The sequence below is a fragment of the Burkholderia arboris genome (assembly GCF_038723655.1).
Lineage (GTDB): Bacteria > Pseudomonadota > Gammaproteobacteria > Burkholderiales > Burkholderiaceae > Burkholderia > Burkholderia arboris.
In genome coordinates, this window is record NZ_CP109823.1 from 117327 (window position 1) to 136306 (window position 18980).

An 18980-nucleotide genomic window follows, 5' to 3' on the forward strand; every position below is an offset into this window, starting at 1 on the left:
GGCTGGATGCTCACGCGTGATCGTGCCGCAAGATGTCCAGGTAAATCGCACCAAAGGTTTCGATGTCTTCAACCAGGGTTGCCCGCGCCGTATCGCCATCGTCACTCTCCAGCGCCGCGATGATTCGGTCATGTTGTGCCGCGCCGAAATCGTGTCCGCGTTTGGCGGGACTGGCGGTCATCGCACGTTCGATGCTCGACAGGTACGGGCCGCTCTGCTGCCAGAGATTTTCGATGATCTGCAGCAACGCAGGCGATTCCGCACCGCGATAGATGCCGAAGTGGAAGGCCTGGTTCGCCTCCATGACGGTCGGATGATCGCGCTTCTTCGCTGCAGCCTTGAGCCGGGTGTTGGCGGCCTTGACATCCCGCAGCGCATCGCCGCCGATCCGCTTGGCGGAGAGATAGGCGGCATACCCTTCCGCCGCGACGCGCGCCTCGATCAACGCCTGATACTGACCGAGCGTGAGCAGCGGCACGCGAACCTGCCGGTTCGGCAAGGTTTCCAGCGCACCTTCGCTCACCAGTCTGGAGACGGCATCCCGCACCGGCATCATGCTCACGCCGAGCGTGCCGGCGAGGTACCGCAGGGTCAACGACTGGCCCATCTCGAACTGACCTTGCCGCAGTGCCTGGCTCAACTGTCGATAGACCTTGTCATACAGGGTCTCGCGCTCGACAGGTTCAAGAAGGCCGGGGCGATCCGCCTTGGCGACGCCACGCTCGGATGCAGGCAAATCGCGGATTTCCGCCACCTTCTTGTCGTTCATACGAATCCTCGTTCGTGATGCGTGATGCCAGATATTTTATCACGCAGATCTGGCGCCGATCGCGCCGCCCGGCCCGTGCCCGTTGCGGCGGCGCGTGGATGAACCGCGGCCCGGCTCCGGCTGGGCGGCAGGTTTCGGCTTGCGCTTTCGGAGACCTGAGCCTATGATTTGTTATCTGTTATCACAGATAACAAAAGAGGTGCGCTGCAAAGCGCCGGACTGGAATCGAGCCTGCTCATTTAAGTGGATGGAGCCATGAGAATCGCTGTCGACACTGGAGGTACTTTCACGGACCTGATCGTCGAATACGACGACGGTCAACTGAGAATGGCAAAGGCGCCGACGACGCCTGGCAAGCCATTGGAAGGGGTGCATGCCGCGCTGCAGGTGGCGGCGCAGGACGGCGGTTTCACGGTGGAACAGTTGTTGGCGCGCACCAGCATGTTCATCTATGGCACGACGCACGCGCTGAACGCAGTCGTGACCGGGCGGACGGCCCGAACTGCCTTTCTCACGACGGAAGGCCACCCGGACATCCTGGTGCTCAGGGAGGGCGGACGGCCCGACGTATTCGATTATTCGCTGTCGACGCCGGCCCCCTATATTCCACGGTCGCTCACCTGGCAGGTCGCCGAGCGCATGCTCGCGGATGGCTCGGTCGGCACGCCGCTGGATGAAGCGAAGTTGCTGGCCTCGATCGAGGAGATGAAGGCCGCCCGGATCGAAGCCGTCGCCGTGTGCCTGCTTTGGTCGAACGTCAACCACCGCCACGAGGAGCGGATCGGCGAACTGCTCGCGGCCCATCTGCCGTCGGTTCCCGTGTCGCTTTCGCACCGTGTGTCGCCGACGATCCGCGAGTATCGGCGCGCGTCCGCAACGGCGATCGACGCGTCCCTGAAGCCTTCCATGATCAAGCACCTGGAAGGGTTGCGACACTTCCTGCGCGAGGCAGGGCTCAAGGGACGGTTGCTCGTGCTGACTTCCCGGGGCGGCATCCTGGACATCGCCGACGCCGCGGCAATGCCGATCCAGATGCTCAATTCGGGGCCGGCGATGGCACCCATTTCCGGCCGCTATTTCGCGTCGGTCGACGAGCCCAGCGAATTCGCCATCGTCGCGGATACGGGCGGCACCACGTATGACGTGAGCCTGGTGAGACGGGGCAGAATTCCGGTGACGCGCGAGACGCACATCGAATCGCCGAGCGGATCGCACATTACGGGGTTTCCGTCGGTCGACATCAAGAGTGTCGGTGCGGGCGGCGGTTCGATCGCGTGGGTGGACGATGGCGGGATGCTGCATGTCGGTCCGCAAAGTGCGGGGGCCGAACCCGGCCCGGCCGCCTACGACAACGGCGGCGATCTTCCGACCGTCACCGACGCCTGCGTGGCCCTGGGTTATCTCGATCCCGACTTCTTCCTTGGCGGGCGGCGCAAGCTGAATGTCGATGCGTCGGTGAAGGCGATCCGGGCGCATGTCGCGGAACCGCTCGGCAGAACCGTCGAGGAAGCGGCCAGCGCGATCATCCAGATCGCAACGGAAAACATGGTCCAGGCGATCGAAACGATCACCGTCAATCAAGGCGTCGATCCGAAGGACGCGGTCCTGATCGGCGGGGGCGGCGCAGCAGGGCTCAACTCTGCGTGGATCGCCCGGCGCCTCGGCGCAAAGAGCCTGCTCATTCCGCAACTGGGCGCCGCGCTATCGGCGTGCGGCGCATTGATGTCCGACCTCACCGCGCAGTATCGCCGCACGTTCTTCACGCGGACCGATCGCTTCGATTTTTCCGGCGCGGGACACGTGCTCGAAGACCTGAACGGCGACTGCCGGCGATTCCTCGATCAAGCAGGGACCGAAGGCGCGACCGAGTTCCTGGTCGAGGCGCGCTACCCGGATCAGGTCTGGGAAATCGAGGTGCCCGTTACCCCGGACGTCTTTACGCACGCTGACGGCATCAAGGTGTTCGAAGCCGCTTTCCATCGTGCGCACGAGGAGCTTTTCGGCATCCAGGACGACACGTCGCCGGTCGAGATCGTCGGCTGGTGTGCAACGGTTTCCGTGCGGGTGCGCGGTGCATCCGAGCCATGCGTCGGCCATGCCGGCGATAGCGCGGGCGAGCCGGCGGTGCGGGTCCGCCGCGCGTATTTCCCGGATACCGGCTACATCGATACGGCGGTGCACCGGCTCGGCGACATCGGCGTGCAACACCGCATCAGCGGACCTGCCATCGTCGAATCCCCCTTTACGACCATCGTGGTGCCGCCTGGCGCCGAGGCAAGCCGGACGCCGTCCGGAAGCCTGGTGATGACCGACGTTGAATGAGAGGACCACGGACCATGACTGAAAACACGACCAAAGGCCGCCGCGACGGCGTCAAGCTGGCGCTCGTCAACAACCGGCTCCAGGGCATTGCCAGAAAGATGTCGAATACGCTGGCCCGAACCGGCCGCTCAGGCGTGCTCAACATTGCACGTGATTTTTCCTGCTGCATCGTGTCCGCCGACGACGAACTCGTCGCGGCGGCCGAGAGCCTGCCCATTCACGTGCTGTCCGGGCCGGACCTGATGTCGAAGTCGATGAAGGAGCTGCACCCGGGCTTTCTGCCGGGGGATGTGTTCCTCCACAACTCGCCGTATCACGGGTGCTCGCATCCTGCGGACCATACGCTGCTCGCGCCCGTGTTCGACGGCGACGGCAAGCACCGGTTCACCATCCTGGTCAAGGCGCACCAGGCGGATTGCGGCAATTCCCAGCCGACGACCTACATGGGGACTGCGCGCGACGTGTATGAAGAGGGCGCGCTGATTTTCCCGTGCGTCCAGGTGCAACGACAGTATGAACGTGTCTCCGACGTGATCCGCATGTGCGAACTGCGGATTCGCGTGCCGGAGCAATGGCGGGGGGATTTTCTCGCGATGCTCGGGTCCGTTCGCATCGGCGAGCAGGAACTGCTTGCGCTGGGACAGGATCTTGGGTGGGACGCACTCGAGGCCCTGACGAAGGATTACCTCGACTACAGCGAAGAGCGCATGATCGCCGCGCTGCGCCAGCTGCCGCGCGCCAGTGCGGAGCGCTCGTCGACGCACGATCCGATCCCGGGCACGCCGCCCGACGGGATCACCGTCAAGGTGACGGTCCGGATCGATCCTGACGACGCCCGTGTCCACGTCGATCTGACCGACAACGACGATTGCTACCCGTGCGGGCTCAATCTGTCGGAGTCCTGCGCGCGGACCGCCGCGATGATCGGCATTTTCAACAGTATCGACGCGACGATTCCAAAGAATGCCGGCGCGTTCCGCCGCATCGATGTCCAGCTGCGTGAAGGATGCGTCGTCGGTGTGCCGCGTCATCCGACCTCATGTTCGGTCGCGACGACGAACCTCGCGGACCGTGTCACGGGCCCGGTTCAGGTCGCGATGGCGGACATCTCCGCGAGCATTGGCGCCGCCGAATGCGGTCCGTTCCAGCCGCCGTCGGTCGGCGTGCTCTCCGGGGTGCGCGGAGACACCGGGGATGCGTATGTCAATCAGGTGTTTCTGGGTTTCACCGGCGGCGGCGCCGGGCCGCGCGCCGACGCGTGGCAATTGATGCTGCATGCCGGCAACGGCGGCCAATGCCTGCTCGACAGCGTGGAGCTGGACGAATTGCGCATGCCGGTGATCGTGACCAGACGGCAATTCGTGATCGACAGCGAGGGCGCGGGGCAGTATCGCGGCGCGTCGAGCCTCGTGACCGAATTCGGCCCGCTGTCCGGCAAGATGACGGTTGCGTATGTCGCGGATGGTTCCGTCAATCCGGCCCAGGGCGCCCGCGGCGGCGGTGCGGGCGGCGCGACGTCGCAGGTTCTGATCGACAAGGACGGGCAGTGCCATGACATTCCCGTGGCGGGACATGTCGATCTGGTTCCGGGCGAGACCATCCGCTCGGTATGCGCGGGCGGTGGAGGATACGGGGTACCGAAAACCCGAGCCGTCGCGGCCGTGATCGACGACGTGCGCGAGCGCTGGATTTCGCGTGAGCGCGCGTTGTCGGTCTACGGCGTCGACGTTCATGCGGATGCCAGTGGCGGGGTGGCTGTCGAGGTCCGGAAATGAGCCGGGGAACCGACGCCGGCTACGCCTTCGACAAGACGATGACCGAAGCCATGCCGGCCGTGCATGACGAGGTGGCTTGCGACATCGTGCGCGCCGTTTATTCGATCGAACCGCGTTCGCTCAGGAGACTCACCGGCGAGCGCGATCTCAATTACCTGGTGGAGGACGCGGAAGCGCGCCGGTACGTGCTCAAAATTACGCACCCGTCCGAGCTTGCGCAGGTGACGGAACTCGTCACGAAGGCCCTGCGTCACATCGAGGCGACCGACTCGTCGATTCCGGTTCCCACGGTGTTGTCGACCAACACCGGGGCCGACGCCGGCTGGTTTTGCCTCCATGACGGCCGGATGGCGCCCGTGCGATTGTTCAGTTTCCTTCAGGGAACGCCGCTGCACCAGATCGAGGTCGACCGATTCTGCCGGCGCTCGATCGGGCAAACGCACGCCAGGATCGGACGTGCCCTTGCCGATTTCGCGTACCCGGCGCCCGATCGCGACCTGCTGTGGGATCTGAAGCGCATGGACCGGGTCAGGGGGCTGCTGGAATACATCGACGGTCCGGATCGGCAGCGATTGGCCATCGAGTCCTTCGAGCGCTTTCAAGCGGGCATCGAACCGCTGTCGGGTGCGCTACGGGAACAGTACATCCACAATGACCTGAATCCGTACAACGTGCTGGTCGATCCTGCGACCCACGGCGTGTCCGGCGTCATCGATTTCGGGGATATCGTCAAGGCCCCGTTGATCAACGACCTGGCGACCGCGGCTTCGTATTTCATCGCGGACGCCGACGATCCGCTGGCGCCCGTTGTCGAACTGGTGGCTGCCTACCACGGCGAGATGCCGCTGGACACGGTGGAGCTTCACGCACTCTTTCCGCTGATCCTCGCGCGACTGGTCATGACCGTCGCCATCACGGAATGGCGCGCGTCGCTGCATCCGTCGAACAGCGCCTACATTTTGCGAAACAACGCCAATGCATGGATCGGTCTGAAGCGCCTGGCGCGGATCTCCGATGCACAGGCGAACACACGTTTCCAGGCCATTCGCGATCTTCGCGGTTAGCCTCAACCCTATCGTGAGAAGTTCAATGGATACAACCGATTCGATTGCGCGTCGCCAGAACAATCTCGGCCCGGCTTATCGCCTGTTCTACGATGAACCCGTCCATGCCAAAAGCGCCGAGGGGGTGTGGATTGTCGATGTGGACGGAAAGCGCTACCTGGACGTGTACAACAACGTGCCGTCGGTCGGGCATGCGCATCCCGGCGTCGTGGCGGCGATCTCCAGCCAGATGGCCGTGCTGGCGACGCATACCCGCTATGTGGAAGAGCGGATTCTCGAGTATTCGGATCGCCTGCTCGCGCTGTTTCCGGCGGCGCTCGACAAGGTGATGTTCACCTGCACGGGCAGCGAGGCGAACGATCTTGCGTTGCGCGTTGCACGTGCGGCAACGAACGGAACGGGCATCATCGTGACGAAGCTGGCGTATCACGGCGTCACCAGCTCGATCGCCGAGATCTCTCCGTCGTTCGGCGCAGGCGTACCGCTCGGCCAGCATGTGCGCACCGTCCCGGCCCCCGACACCTACCGGACCTACTCGGCCGGGCAAGTCGCTTCCGCGTTTGCCGAAAGCGTTGCCGCGGCGGTCGCCGACATGAGGCGGCACGGTATTCAGCCCGCCGCGCTGATCGTCGACACGATTTTCAGCAGCGACGGCATTTTCGGCGATCCGGCCGGCTTTCTGGGCCCGGCGGTCGATCTGATCCGTCGCGAGGGCGGAATTTTCATCGCCGATGAAGTTCAAGCCGGCTTTGGCCGTACCGGATCCGCGATGTGGGGTTTCGAGCGCCACGGTGTCGTTCCGGACATCGTCACGCTCGGGAAGCCGATGGGAAACGGGTATCCGGTTGCCGGCATCGTTGCACGGACGCCGCTGATCGACGCGTTCGCCGGCCGGACCCGATACTTCAACACGTTTGGCGGCAATCCGGTGGCAAGCGCTGCGGGCCTTGCGGTACTGAATGCGATCCGGGACGAAGGGCTGATGCTCAACGTGCAAAGCACGGGACACTATTTCCGGTCGAAGCTGCTCGAGCTTCAGGACGCGTGCCCGCTGATCGGGGACATTCGTGGCGCAGGTTTCTTCCTCGGGGTCGAACTCGTGAAGGACCGGCAATCCCAAGCGCCATTGAGCGACGACACGCCGAAGGTGGTGAATGGCATGCGCAGGAAAGGCATCCTGATCAGTGCCACCGGGCCGTACGGAAACGTTCTCAAGTTGAGACCGCAACTGATTTTTCAACCGGACCACGTCGATCTGTTCATGACGAACCTCGAAGCGGTTTTGTCAGACGTAACGCGCTCGCTCGCCTGATATTCCGGGTTCCACGTTCGGCGCCCGGACGGCGGCAATCCGGTCAACAGGGACGGCAGCCACCGCCCGGCGCCGGCACCGCCGGGGCCGCCGACGCTTCCGGGGCGCCAACGGAACATCATCTTGATATGTGATAACAGACCCGCTATCATGAATCGAAATTTACGTATCCGTAAATTCAGGCGTGGCCCTCGCGAAGCGCCAGCGGATGCCTGGGGGGGGAAAGGGCCTCGGGGCGCCAGTTCAAGGGGATACCGGTCGCAGGTGTCGGCACCGTCGGCAAGCGACCCGCAAGAAACAGAATCAATGAAGACGGTTGGTCGTATCTGGGTTAGTCAAATCAATCATGGAGAGAGACAGAAGATGGATGCGAAGAACGTAGCACCCGGTCGTTACGAGAAGAATGGCTGGGTTCAATGGCCGGGGCAGCCCGAGCTGAGTTTTCAGTTTGCGCGCACGCTGGGTGCCGCGCAGGAAGGGGCCAGCCTGATCAGCGAGTGCTTTCTCGCGGCATCGCGGATGGCGCCGGGCGATACCGAGAGCTGGTATCGCGAATGGCAAGCCCTCGCACGGACGAGCGAGGCCCGTGCGAACGAGGCGTTTGAATTGAAGCGCTTTCGTACGGCGAGCAGCAACTGGCTGCGCGCGGCCAACTACTATCGTTCGTCGGAGTTCTATCTCGGGCATGACGACCCGCGACGCACCGACACCTTCGAAAGCGTGGAGCGCTGCTCGAAGCGTTATCTGGCGGGACTCACGCCTGCCGGCGAAGTCGTCAAGGTTCCGTACGAGAACGGGGCGCACCTGGATGCCTATTTCATCCCGTGTGCAGGCAGCGACGTTCGTTCGCCGGTCGTAATCGCTTTCGGCGGGCTCGACGAGTACAAGGACGAACTCCTTCACGAGATGCCCAAGCACGCGCTTCCCCGCGGCATGTCGTTGCTGCTGGTCGATCTGCCCGGACAAGGCGGAACGCTGCGCAGGCAGAAAATCGTCAACCGCCCGGATACGCAGGTCCCGGTCGGCGCATGTGTCGACTATTTGCTGACGCGTGCGGACGTCGATTCGACCCGGATCGGGCTGTACGGTGCCAGCGTCGGGGGTGTCTACGCGGCGCTGGCCGCGGCGGCCGAGAAGCGGGTCGCTGCCGTGGTGTCGGATTCGGTGATGTTCGACATGTCGTCGCTGTTCGCCGAGTGGCTCGACTTCCCCGACAAGCTGATCTGGAGCCACCTGAAATGGGTCTTCGGATGCTCGACACCGGAAGCGGTGGTTCAGCGGGCCAAAGTGTTCTCGTTGAGCGGCGTCATCGACAACATCAGCGTGCCGTATCTCGTCCTGCAGGGAACCGAGGACTGGCTCGGCCTCGAGACGGCGACCGATACCTACGACTATGCGAAAAAGAGCGGTGTAAACGCCGAACTCAAGCTTTTTTATCCGGAAGAAACCGGCGCGGCGCATTGCCAGATCGACAATCCGACGCTCGGTCAGGAATTTGTCTGCGACTGGCTGGCCGAGAAGCTCGGTGTCGATCAGGCAAGCGCGCGGGCCCGATACCCGGCACTGGCCTGAGTCCGGTGCATCGGCGCGGATCGATCGTCTGATCAACATTTTGTTGTCCTGAACAGGAGCAGGTTGATGAAACTGAAGGGAAAGGTAGCGCTCGTGACGGGCGGGTCTCAAGGCATCGGCGAAGCGGTCGCCCGAGCCTTGTCGCAAGAAGGCGCGATCGTCGCCGTCGTGGCGTCGAGCAGCGTCGAGAAAGCCGTGGCCGTCGCGAGGACGCTGGGCGCCGCGGAGGGCAGGGCGAAAGGCTATGCCGCGGATGTTCGCGATGCGGATGCGATGACGCAACTGGCGAAGGAGATCGTCGCGGATTTCGGCCGGATCGACATTCTCGTGAATTGCGCGGGCGTGTTCGTGCCGACACCGATCGAGTCCGACGACAAGACCAACATGAACAACACCGTCGACATCAACGTCAAGGGAACGTGGAACGCCATCAGCGCCGTCGTGCCGGAGATGAAGCGCAACCAATACGGCAAGATCGTGAACATTGCGTCCGTATGCGGGGTCATGGGATTCGGCTCCTTTGCGGCCTACTGCGCGACGAAGGCAGCCGTCATCATGCTGACCAAGACACTGGTGTTCGAGCTGGCGCCACACGGCATCAACATCAATGCGATCGGGCCGGGGAATACCGCCACGCCGATCAACGAATATATCCGCAAGGATCCGGAGTACGCATCGGTCCTCAAGGAGATCGTGGATCAGACGCCCAGCGGGAACGCCTACTCGTCACCGGAAGACATCGCGCAAATCGCGCTGTTCCTCGTGTCCGACGCCGCGCGCGCGATGCACGGCAGTTTCGTTCTTGCGGACGAAGGGTATTCTGCCGGGGCGGATTTCACGTCGGACTGACCGGACGCATCGACGGGCGTCGGCGCGCATTGCATCGTCGCTGTCGAGATTTCGCACAAGAATCCGGAAACGATCATGAAATGAGAAATCTGCGACATATGTTTCGGACTCCATCATTTGTGATCGTTATCGCCTCGTCGGCGCCCGTGTCGACCAGGCGATGGCAGCGCGAGTTGAAATGGCGTCCGGCATGGACCGATCGCACCTGCGTTCTCCGGCAGGCCCGGCAGTTTCGTACGACCTTGTTCCGGTCCACTGCCAGGCCTGCCGGGAACCTACTCAGAAAGACCGTTCCGTCATGCAGATTGCATGGAAGCGCTTCGTGCTTCGCAAAGGGAACCGTCGCACCATTCAGGAGGAGACTCGATGAACTCGACCTTTGACGAATTCAAGCGGAACTGGCTACTGGTCGTGGTCGCCATGTTCGGATGCGGGCTGGGGATTTCTTCTCTGCCCCTCTATACATCGGGCGTTTTTTTCCCGTACATGACGAACGATCTCGGATGGACCCGTAGCGAACTGTCCTTCGCGGTATTGCTCTCCACGCTGATGCTGGCCGTTGCGTCACCCATCGCCGGGCTGCTGATGGACCGATTCGGTGTGGCCAGGATCACGGCCTGCTCGCTCGTGATGGCTGCGGCCCTGTTTGCGGTGCTTGGGCTGCATCGCTTTTCGCTGGCGCAGTTTTATGCGATCCAGCTCGCTATCGCCGCGTTGGGGGCAGGGGCCGCCCCGGTTGCGTACACACGGCTGGTGGTCCATCAGTTCGAGGCGACCAAAGGGCTTGCCCTCGGCATCACCCTCCTGGGACCGAGCCTGGTTGCAACCTTTGCGCCGCTCCTCGTCGCCACGGTCATTTCCACGCATGACTGGCAGGCTGGGTATCTGACGCTCGCTGCGCTGACAGCGGCCATGCTGCCGTTACTCGGTGCGCTGTTGCTCGTGCAGCCGGCGGCACTCCGCGCGTCGAAATCGACCGCGGTTGCCCCGGACGACAGCCTGTTCAATGCGACCGAGCGGCGCGCGATCTTCTCGCGGTTGATGCTCGGGCTCGGATGCTACTCGCTCGCGGTGGGCGGCATGCTCGTGCATTTGACGCCGATGCTGGTCGATGGCGGGATGACCACCGTCAATGCCGCGAAGATTGCCGGACTCGTCGGGATTTCCGGCATAGCGGGCCGACTGCTCGGGGGCTGGAGCGCCGACCGCATCTTCGGTCCGTATATCCTGGGCACGATTGCGGTAGTCGCCGCGACTGGCTATGCCGCACTCGCGACGTTCGGCATCCCGGCAGCGCCTTTTTCCGCGATCGCGGTAGGCTTCGCGCTCGGCACCGAAGGCGACCTGCTGGGATACCTGGTATCCCGTTACTTTGGAAAGCGGTCGTATGGCAGGGTATTCGGGTGGATCTTCGGCGCATTCATCGCATGCCTGGGCCTCAGCCCGATGATCATGGCGTTTCTCCATGCGCGATCGGGATCGTACAGCGTGCCGCTTTGGGTCGACTCGGTCCTGCTGGTTGTTTCCGCCCTCGTGCTCGTCAAGCTTCCGAAGTATCGCCGTAGCCGGCACGACATGCCCGGTGACGAAAGCAGCCCGCAGGGGAGGCCCGCGACGTATCCGGAGGGGCCTCAAAAGACGGATTTTTTCGTGCGCTGAAGGGGGGATTGATCGTTGCCGAATTCAGGGCGACCGGGTGTGGAAAGACTGTTGAGCAGATCAACACGGAAATCATCCACTTCCGCAGGTGTGTCATTCGACCTCTGCATGAGGCGCTGGCCGCACCACGTCGGTTCGCAAGCGTCCAAGTATCTTCGCGGTTCTGAAAGCATGTTGGCTGAATGGCAAGAACAATTATCGTTTTTTGCGGAAGATTTTGCTCCGCAAGTGCGAGGCCAAGATGGAATTCAAGACGAACCGATTGCGCGTTTTCGGCGTGGTCCCGCGGCAGGCCGCACAGCTTTGTGCGTCGCTGCTCAAAGACGACGAGGTGGCTGCTCTTGTCCCCTGGATGAATGGCAAAGACGCAAAGGAAGCGGGGCAGGAGACTTTGCGTATCGAGCTTTTATGCGGGGCCGGCAGCTTGAACGTCTGGGCAATTCAAAGACTTGAAGATCAAGTTCTGGTGGGCGCTGTCATGGAGACACCGTCGCTGGTGGGCAGCCGTGTCGAGGCGATCCTTGGCCGTCAGTACTGGAATCTCGGATACTCGGATGAAGCCATCGCACCGATCCTCGAATGGATAGCGTCATAGGGTCGAGCGATTCGGGCGAATGACCAGGTCGGCACGCGCGACGACAAGCGCATCGCGAATCAGGTGATTGTGTCGCGTCCTTCCTCCGCCTTCCGCGACGGTACGATTTGCTCCCGGGTAGCCGAGATCCGGCGCCACAGCAGCGATGCACGTTGTTGCCGGGCTTCGTGCGCTGCGTGCTCGAGCGCCGCGTGCACATGCTCGGCGGGCAGGCCCGCGTGGTGCTGGATGACCGCATACACACGCCACGCCTCGGGCATCAACCACCTGCGTCCGCCGGCCGACAGATTGGCGATCATCTGCTCGAACTGAGGAACCAGCATCGAAACGTCCACCTTGCTCAACACCAATCCACGAAACCGTTCCAGCACGACCAGATCGACGATGGTCGTATGACCGCGGGCCAGATTGCCCAGCGCCAGTCGAGTCAGCTTGCACGCTTCGTCGTGTGTCTCGTCGATTGCGTGCGTCCACTGCAGGAAACTGCACCCGACGCTCGTCCAGCCTTGCAAGCCGTTGCGTTGCGCGATTTCGAGCAGCAACCGGGCCTGCTGTGCGACACGCTGCGTGTTGCCTTCCAGCAGGAACAGGACGCAAGCCATCATCGCGGCAGCGCAACGCGCGATCGGATCGGAAGGGTGTCGTGCGTCCTGCAACGCGCGCAACAACAGCGGATGCGCAATCGTATGCGCGCCGGTCAGCCACAGCGACATGGCCAGCGCGTTGTCCGACACCACGGCGACATAGTCGGGCGTGCCGGTTTCCGGCCACTGGCGATCGGGCCGTTCGCCAACCGGCGGCGCATGTCCGTCCGGTGGAGCAAACAGGCGGATGGCCTCGTCGTGCCGGCCATCGAAGGTCAGCAGCGCACCGTGCAGCAGCGCAAAGCCCTGATGTGACGACGAACTGGCACATTCGTGCAAGATCCGCGCCCGCACCTGCATCAGGAGTTCGGGCGAATCGTCATTGAAACCGGCTTCGAGCGAGCGCATCAACAACAGCGATAGCGCGAGCACGCGGTTGTCGTCGTCGGCGCAGGCCGTGGCGAGTTCATAGACACGCCACCACGATGCAACGACCTCCGCTGTCGACGTGGCGTGCTGCATGGACTGCGCCACGGACAGATACAGCAGCATGTGGTCGCGGATCTTGAGGACCGGGCGCGACAGATCGTGCTCCAGCACACGGCGAATCCATGTCAGCCATTCCCTGGCGAGACGCGCGCCGATCCAGATCGCTCCCGAATGTTGCAGCAGCTGGATGGCGATCCGCGGATAACCGGCGTTGCCTGAAAAACCGAGTGCGCGTCGCAGGTCGGCAAGCGTCGGCGCGCTGTCGCGGCGCTTATCGGCAGGCCTGCCATCCCGCCCGGACGGCGGGCTGATTTTCCGGACGACCCATTTGGCATGACGCGCGGACAGGTCTGCATGGTCGAAACGATGCGTCAGGATCCCACGGATGAATCGCCGCACCGGCCGGGGGACTTCGAAGTGGCCGCCAGGATCGGCGGACGGGCCTGCATCGACCAGGCCGGCGTCGATCAGGTTCGCCACGATCGCGGGCAGCCGGTCTTCCGTATCCCCGGTGCCCGTTTCTTCCGGTCGGATCGAGACGGCACATGCGTCGGCCAGGTCGAACGGTCCGCCGATCAGACTGACGCAACACAATACGTGCTGCGCAGCGGTGTCGAGCGCGCCGTAGGCCAGTGCGACCACGGACGACACCAGCGTAGCCGGTTCCGGTGCAATCTCGTGACTTCCAGTTCGATGCTGCATGAGCCGGCGCCACCGCGCGTTCCAGTCCTCGGCCGCGCTGTCGAGCGTCGTGCGACCGCGCACCGCGCGTGCGATCTGTCGTGCCGCCAACGCGAGTGCAAGCGGATTGCCGCTCAACGCGCGGGAGATCGATTCCAGCGTCGCGTCGAGCGGCCTGTCGCGCGTGCGATCCGGCGTTGCGTCGACGCGCCCGGCGCTCGGCCGTCCCCCGTTCGATTCGAGCTGCGCGACGAGCAGTCGGCAGGCATCCGACAGGGGCGTGTCCGCCGTGTCGAGCGCCGCAGCGGATGCCGGTCGCCCGCCGAAGCGCAGCGGCGCCACTGGCAGCACACGCTCTTCGGCGATGAACAACGGTGCTTCCGCGCATACGATCACGCACACCTCGGTCACGCTCAGCCATGTCTCGACGAGACTGGCGACCTCCTGCGCGAGATGATCGCAATGATCGATGACCAGCAGCATGCGGCGATTCGTCAAGTGCTCGATGAGCCCGCCCGGTCCCGACGACGCATGCGACGACACGGGCAGGATTTTTGCCGCAATGACATCCGGGACGAGTTCGGGCAGTGTCAGGTCGGCGAGCTCGACGTAGGCGACACCATCGGGGAACAATGCCGAGGTGCACAGCGCTGCCTCGCGAGCGAGCCGGGTTTTTCCATTGCCGCCCGGGCTGGTCAACGTAATCAGGCGATGCGTCGGCGCCAGCATCAACAACTCGGAGAGTTCCGCATCGCGCCCGATCAACGGCCGATGCTCGATATCATCGTCGAGCAAACCCGCGACACGCTCGTCGTGCCTGCCGGCATCGCGCATGTCGTGCCATTCGCATCTCGGCGGATCGACTGCCGCGCGCCTGCCGTCGGGACCGGCCCACTCGTCGCGAATGTCGCACCACTCGGCGGCGAAGCGATAGCCGCGGCGCGGCACGGTCTCGATCACGTCCCGATCGTCGCCCAGCACGTTGCGCAGTTGCGATACCAGCGCCTGAACGCTATTGGCCGACACGGATGAACCCGGCCAGACATGCTGCTGCAGTTGTTCGATCGAGACGATCCTGCCGCCCGCATCGATCAATGCGATCAGCAATTCGGTGGCCCGTTCGTTGGATGCGAGCGCTTTTCCCTCCGCCCACAAGCGGCGGGACTTGCGCCCGATGGCAAAACGGCCGAACAGCGTGAAATGCTCATCGGAAGGAAGCTGCGCTCGGGCATCCTGCAGGGGCATGGCTTGCTCTCGATATTTACGGATAGGTAAATCCCGGGTTGCCGAATCGCGACGCCGAGCTTCTTCAACCTTTCGTTACTGGATAGTGAACCCCGACCATCGAGGCTGAACTGGCAACAATTCAACCCGAGATTTACATATATGCAAATCAGGGTGTTTAAAAAAACCGTGGCCGTGAAGATACCGCGGTTTCGTCATGCAATTGTGAATTCAGTGTACGTCCTTTGTCGTGTGGCGACAAGCCTCGTCCGCGGGGGCGTCGATGCGGTATATTCAGTTCACTCATCCGTCTATTCAATTTACTCATCCGCAACGTTTTTCAACTCCGATGAACGGCAATGAACAAGAAGACCCGCGTCGCCTCCATCACTTCGGCACTGTCGATCAAGCCGCCGCGCCGCGGCCGCCAGCAAGTACCCGCCGACAAGATCGGCCAGCGGTTGCGCGCGCTGCGCCAGTCGCGGGACCTGACGCTGAATGAGGCAAGCCGGCTGACCGGTGTCCCTGCCGCGACGTTTTCGCGTATCGAGACGAACAAGATGTCGCCGACCTTCGGCATGCTGCTCCGGATCATCGAAGGGATGGGGTTCGACTGGAGCGAGGTGCTGACCGTCCAGCCACGCAAGGTCAGCACGCTGAGCGTCTGTCACGCAGAAGACATCGTCACGACGCGAATCGCCAACATTCCGTATGAATACGCACTGCTGCACCGCGACAGTTCGACCGGGATGATCACGTTGCGCATGCAGGTCGACGCACGTACGCTCGACGAGGCAGGGGGGCTCGCCACGCACGACAGCGAGGAATTTTGCTATGTGCTGTCAGGCGAACTGGAACTGCATTTCGAACAAGGGGAGCCGACGCGGTTGCGGGCGGGCGAAAGTGCATTGTTTTCGTCGCATCGGCCGCATGCGTACGTGGCGCCGGCCGGTGCGACGCTGCTCGTGGTGCTGACCCCTTCCGGATACGCGCAACAGAAACCCGTTTCACCGTAGCGTGTCCTGGCATGTCCGCAACGCCGGACTTCGTCGTGCGCGGACGCTCGCGGCAGGTCGTGGAATATGGAAAAGTACCGGTCAGCGCCGATTTCGTCACCAACCGGCAGGTCGGCGCAACACGTGAGCAACCGGCTCGGAACGGGCATGTGTTCCAAGCGACAATGCCTGTTCCAGGGTGACGGTCCGGCCAGCGCGCGGTTGCCGGCGCGGTCGTTCACTGGTTCGCGTCCCGCGAGTACCACTCGTTTTGCTAATTCCCGTTCATCTCGATGAGCGGGAACGGGGTCGATTCATCGCTTGACGAATGGATCGATATCGTCATCTTTTGCGTCCCGATTTGAAGATTTCTCGAAAGAAAATGTTTCATTTCCTTTGAATGGTCCGGAGATTTCCACATTCGCAGTACTTCTGCGAAATGCGTATTCATGGTAATTGACGACCCACATCGCAATATGTTTTTTATCTTCCTCAATTTCATTGCGTCCGAAATACTCGGGAATCAATTGCGATAGGCGATCTCGGCGCTCCTCGTCCTTGTCCTTGATTGCTTCCCGTTCCAGCAGGATATCTTCGTGAGGCGCCGTTACCTGCCCGCTCGACGAGCGTCGCGGCGGCATCGCTTGACTCAGTCGTTGCAGTCGAATCGAAGGTGCCGGATTTGCCGGAGCGTGATCTGCGGCATGCTTGCCAGCCGGAGATTCGGCTGACTGGATTCCCGCTCGGCGCGGTTCTTCGCGAAGCCCCGTTGCCTGTTCGTCCCTCGAGTGTCGCGGTGCCCTCATCCGGCTCAGCTGCTGCAACTGAACCGGTGGTGTTGGACTGGAAGGGACCGTGTCATTGACACGTTCACCAAGCGGATTGTCGGTGTGGGGCAAGTCACGCTCGCCCGGCTCACGGCTAATGGTGCATCCCATCGAGCGCTCCATGTGGATTGCAATTTGGCACCCGCCAGATTACCGGTCAGGCGCGGTGCGATCTGTTCGGCTTGCGAAGCGTTGGACGATGATGCGAAGACATGCCGTGCCGTCCTCAATGACGTTGTCCGGTGCTGGCCAGCAGATGTCGATGCAACTTGGCGGGCATTGACGACGCGAGGTTATCAAGTGATCCGGATGGTTTTGCCGGCGTGGCGAAGTCACGGCGACGCACGCGAAGCGTAAAAATCCGGCATGATCGAACGAGGTGTATCCAAACGTTTCGCACCGGAAGTGCAGCGTTCGATGTCACGCGAGAGGTGTTTGCATCGCGCTCCAACCGGCGCGAATTCATGTGCTTCGCGCCCCCGATGGTATTTTCGCGTTCGCGACCGCGCGGTTGCCGCGGAACCGCGACCCTATCGACCTCTGCAGCGCATGTCCGTGCGGGGTCCGTTGCAGACAGGCTCATTTTTTCCCGCCTCGTGACATTCGTTGGCTGAACGGGCGCCGCCAAGCGGCCGCGCGTCAGCGTCGCGTCATCCATCCCCGTCCCGACGTCAACGTATCGGGCCGTCGGCCGGTACTTGGCGAAGGGGGGCATCGACAGCGCGCTGGATCCGGAACCGCGCCGCATTGACCACGCTCGCGGCGTATCGGCAGGCAAGCGGGAGCGGGGCGACCGGCGTTCGACGGCCCCGCGCTTCGTCGACATCAAGACGCCGAGTCTGCATGCGGCGTCAGGATCTCCGGCGATCGGTACCGGCGTCGATCGAGGGCTTGCCGAAACGGTGAAGATCGATGAGTGGTCGTGCGATCGGGCGATCCACATGATCGGACCCATTCCGTGGTTCCGTACAAGCATCGACGCGCGCCTCTCGACTCTTCGCGCGGCGACGCAGGCATTCTGGAGACGTCATGACGAACATCGCAAAATCCGGCGGATTCAAGCCACCGGTTACGAGTGAATCGGGATCCGATGAGCGCTGCATTCAAAAGGCACGTCAACAGCCGCGGGATGCCGAGCATTCTGCCCGGCATCCCACGCTATCGATACTGCCTCGCAAACCGGAGGCGGGCACCCGGGCCGGCGACGACGGCATTGCCACGCTACCGCGCATCAGCTCCCTGCGGTTCGCACAACCGGAGCGAGAGCTGGATCCCGTCCTGACCTACGACCGCACGCCACCGCCGGAAGACCAGCCGGGTAGCGCGGAACATTTCCGGTACTTCCGGACCACCAGCGACTTGAGCGCCCTTCCGGCGCACTTCAATCGGGAAGGACTTGACGACTTGCGACTATCGGGAAGCGAGACGATCTCGACGACCGGGCAGGTTGAACGTATCGCGCGATCCGCGAACATTCAGAATCGGGATCAATTGCATATCGTCGATGTCCGCCAGGAATCACACGTCGTAGCCGGCCGCTACGCACTGACGTTGCGCGGCCTGAAAGACTGGGCCAACGTCGGCCTTTCGCACGAGGAAGCGTTGCAGCGCGAAGCCGACTGGATCGGCGACCTTCGTCGAAGCGAGCATCTGACGATCCATAGCGCGGAAGACATGAAGTCGGGCGTCAGGCCGATGAGGTCGGTCACGCTCCATCGTCCGGAGATCGTCAGCGAGCAGGCGCTCGTCGAACGCACCGGGGCAAACTATGCCCGTCTGACGGTCACCGACCACCTGCGGCCGGGCAACGATGCCGTCGACCGGTTCGTCGATATCGTCCGTCAGATGCCATCCGGCGCAGCATTGCATGTGCATTGCAAGGGTGGCAGAGGGCGCACGACCACGTTCATGGCGATCTATGACATGTTGCGCAACGCTCGACGGGTGTCGGCAGACGGCATCATCGACCGGCAAGGGGAGCTGGGTCACTATCAATTGAGAAAGATCGATGGGCAGAACGCCGTCTTTCGACAGGATCGATTGTCGTTCCTCTATGCGTTCCATGAGTACGCGAGACAAAACCCGGACGGACAGCCGCAAACCTGGAGTGCATGGCTTGCGTCGCGTCCGGATGCCGGCGCCAGAGCTACCGATGGCGTGCCGGCTGCCAGGGATTGATCGCCGCGGCATGGTCAGGTAATCGACGGCACGTCGAGAGAGACAGTGGAATCGTGACTGTCGATGCCCTCCACCTCGCGATGGA

Annotated in this window: 14 protein-coding genes; 11 read left to right on the forward strand and 3 right to left on the reverse strand. The window is 62.8% G+C overall.

The features are described from left to right. Positions 1-10: 10 nt before the first annotated feature. On the reverse strand, positions 11-769 hold the full coding sequence (locus OHZ10_RS33485; protein ID WP_342706320.1) for a GntR family transcriptional regulator: 759 nt from the start codon (positions 767-769) through the stop codon (positions 11-13). A gap of 255 nt (positions 770-1024) precedes the next feature. Between OHZ10_RS33485 and OHZ10_RS33490 the strand changes: the two genes are divergently transcribed. The 8 genes from OHZ10_RS33490 to OHZ10_RS33525 all read left to right on the forward strand — a co-directional run bounded on the left by OHZ10_RS33490 (position 1025) and on the right by OHZ10_RS33525 (position 11917). Further along, complete coding sequence (locus OHZ10_RS33490; RefSeq protein WP_174994477.1) at positions 1025-3091, forward strand: hydantoinase/oxoprolinase family protein; 2067 nt, start codon at positions 1025-1027, stop codon at positions 3089-3091. A 14-nt stretch (positions 3092-3105) separates the two neighbouring features. Continuing rightward, a complete protein-coding gene (locus tag OHZ10_RS33495; protein WP_059241534.1) occupies positions 3106-4866 on the forward strand; it encodes a hydantoinase B/oxoprolinase family protein in 1761 nt (586 codons plus the stop codon). Next, entirely contained in the window at positions 4863-5930 is a 1068-nt protein-coding gene (locus tag OHZ10_RS33500; protein ID WP_174994478.1) for a phosphotransferase, read from the forward strand. The genes OHZ10_RS33495 and OHZ10_RS33500 overlap by 4 nt, the downstream gene beginning before the upstream one ends. A 25-nt stretch (positions 5931-5955) precedes the next feature. Continuing rightward, entirely contained in the window at positions 5956-7242 is a 1287-nt protein-coding gene (locus tag OHZ10_RS33505) for an aspartate aminotransferase family protein (protein WP_342706321.1), read from the forward strand. 363 nt (positions 7243-7605) lie between these two features. Beyond that, positions 7606-8814 carry an alpha/beta hydrolase family protein gene (locus tag OHZ10_RS33510; protein WP_342706322.1) on the forward strand — a complete coding sequence of 403 codons (1209 nt, stop codon included), beginning with the start codon at positions 7606-7608 and terminating at the stop codon, positions 8812-8814. Between the two features lie 66 nt (positions 8815-8880). Then, on the forward strand, positions 8881-9663 hold the full coding sequence (locus OHZ10_RS33515) for an SDR family NAD(P)-dependent oxidoreductase (RefSeq protein ID WP_059241542.1): 783 nt from the start codon (positions 8881-8883) through the stop codon (positions 9661-9663). 366 nt (positions 9664-10029) lie between these two features. Further along, complete coding sequence (locus OHZ10_RS33520; RefSeq protein ID WP_342706324.1) at positions 10030-11322, forward strand: MFS transporter; 1293 nt, start codon at positions 10030-10032, stop codon at positions 11320-11322. A 241-nt stretch (positions 11323-11563) separates the two neighbouring features. Continuing rightward, complete coding sequence (locus tag OHZ10_RS33525) at positions 11564-11917, forward strand: hypothetical protein (RefSeq protein WP_155627333.1); 354 nt, start codon at positions 11564-11566, stop codon at positions 11915-11917. Between the two features lie 59 nt (positions 11918-11976). Here the strand turns inward: OHZ10_RS33525 and OHZ10_RS33530 are convergent, their stop codons facing one another. Further along, entirely contained in the window at positions 11977-14916 is a 2940-nt protein-coding gene (locus OHZ10_RS33530) for an ATP-binding protein (RefSeq protein ID WP_342706326.1), read from the reverse strand. A gap of 338 nt (positions 14917-15254) precedes the next feature. Here OHZ10_RS33530 and OHZ10_RS33535 point away from each other — a divergent pair, with 338 nt between their 5' ends. Beyond that, positions 15255-15911 (forward strand): XRE family transcriptional regulator, encoded by a 657-nt coding sequence (locus OHZ10_RS33535; protein WP_342706327.1) that lies wholly within the window; start codon positions 15255-15257, stop codon positions 15909-15911. Between the two features lie 293 nt (positions 15912-16204). Here the strand turns inward: OHZ10_RS33535 and OHZ10_RS33540 are convergent, their stop codons facing one another. Continuing rightward, complete coding sequence (locus OHZ10_RS33540) at positions 16205-16840, reverse strand: hypothetical protein (protein ID WP_342706328.1); 636 nt, start codon at positions 16838-16840, stop codon at positions 16205-16207. Between the two features lie 575 nt (positions 16841-17415). Here OHZ10_RS33540 and OHZ10_RS33545 point away from each other — a divergent pair. Together OHZ10_RS33545 and OHZ10_RS33550 are read left to right on the forward strand one after the other, a co-directional pair. Continuing rightward, positions 17416-17796: a hypothetical protein gene (locus OHZ10_RS33545; RefSeq protein ID WP_342706329.1), complete on the forward strand. Its 381-nt coding sequence runs from the start codon at positions 17416-17418 to the stop codon at positions 17794-17796. Then, positions 17747-18895 carry a fused DSP-PTPase phosphatase/NAD kinase-like protein gene (locus tag OHZ10_RS33550; RefSeq protein WP_342706330.1) on the forward strand — a complete coding sequence of 383 codons (1149 nt, stop codon included), beginning with the start codon at positions 17747-17749 and terminating at the stop codon, positions 18893-18895. Before OHZ10_RS33545 ends, OHZ10_RS33550 begins: the two co-directional genes overlap by 50 nt. Positions 18896-18980 lie beyond the last annotated feature (85 nt).

Coding starts and splice junctions, on each gene's coding strand:
- OHZ10_RS33485 (WP_342706320.1), bottom strand. CDS start 769: ATGAACGACAAGAAGGTGGCGGAAATCCGCGATTTGCCTGCATCCGAG.
- OHZ10_RS33490 (WP_174994477.1), top strand. CDS start 1,025: ATGAGAATCGCTGTCGACACTGGAGGTACTTTCACGGACCTGATCGTC.
- OHZ10_RS33495 (WP_059241534.1), top strand. CDS start 3,106: ATGACTGAAAACACGACCAAAGGCCGCCGCGACGGCGTCAAGCTGGCG.
- OHZ10_RS33500 (WP_174994478.1), top strand. CDS start 4,863: ATGAGCCGGGGAACCGACGCCGGCTACGCCTTCGACAAGACGATGACC.
- OHZ10_RS33505 (WP_342706321.1), top strand. CDS start 5,956: ATGGATACAACCGATTCGATTGCGCGTCGCCAGAACAATCTCGGCCCG.
- OHZ10_RS33510 (WP_342706322.1), top strand. CDS start 7,606: ATGGATGCGAAGAACGTAGCACCCGGTCGTTACGAGAAGAATGGCTGG.
- OHZ10_RS33515 (WP_059241542.1), top strand. CDS start 8,881: ATGAAACTGAAGGGAAAGGTAGCGCTCGTGACGGGCGGGTCTCAAGGC.
- OHZ10_RS33520 (WP_342706324.1), top strand. CDS start 10,030: ATGAACTCGACCTTTGACGAATTCAAGCGGAACTGGCTACTGGTCGTG.
- OHZ10_RS33525 (WP_155627333.1), top strand. CDS start 11,564: ATGGAATTCAAGACGAACCGATTGCGCGTTTTCGGCGTGGTCCCGCGG.
- OHZ10_RS33530 (WP_342706326.1), bottom strand. CDS start 14,916: ATGCCCCTGCAGGATGCCCGAGCGCAGCTTCCTTCCGATGAGCATTTC.
- OHZ10_RS33535 (WP_342706327.1), top strand. CDS start 15,255: ATGAACAAGAAGACCCGCGTCGCCTCCATCACTTCGGCACTGTCGATC.
- OHZ10_RS33540 (WP_342706328.1), bottom strand. CDS start 16,840: ATGGAGCGCTCGATGGGATGCACCATTAGCCGTGAGCCGGGCGAGCGT.
- OHZ10_RS33550 (WP_342706330.1), top strand. CDS start 17,747: ATGACGAACATCGCAAAATCCGGCGGATTCAAGCCACCGGTTACGAGT.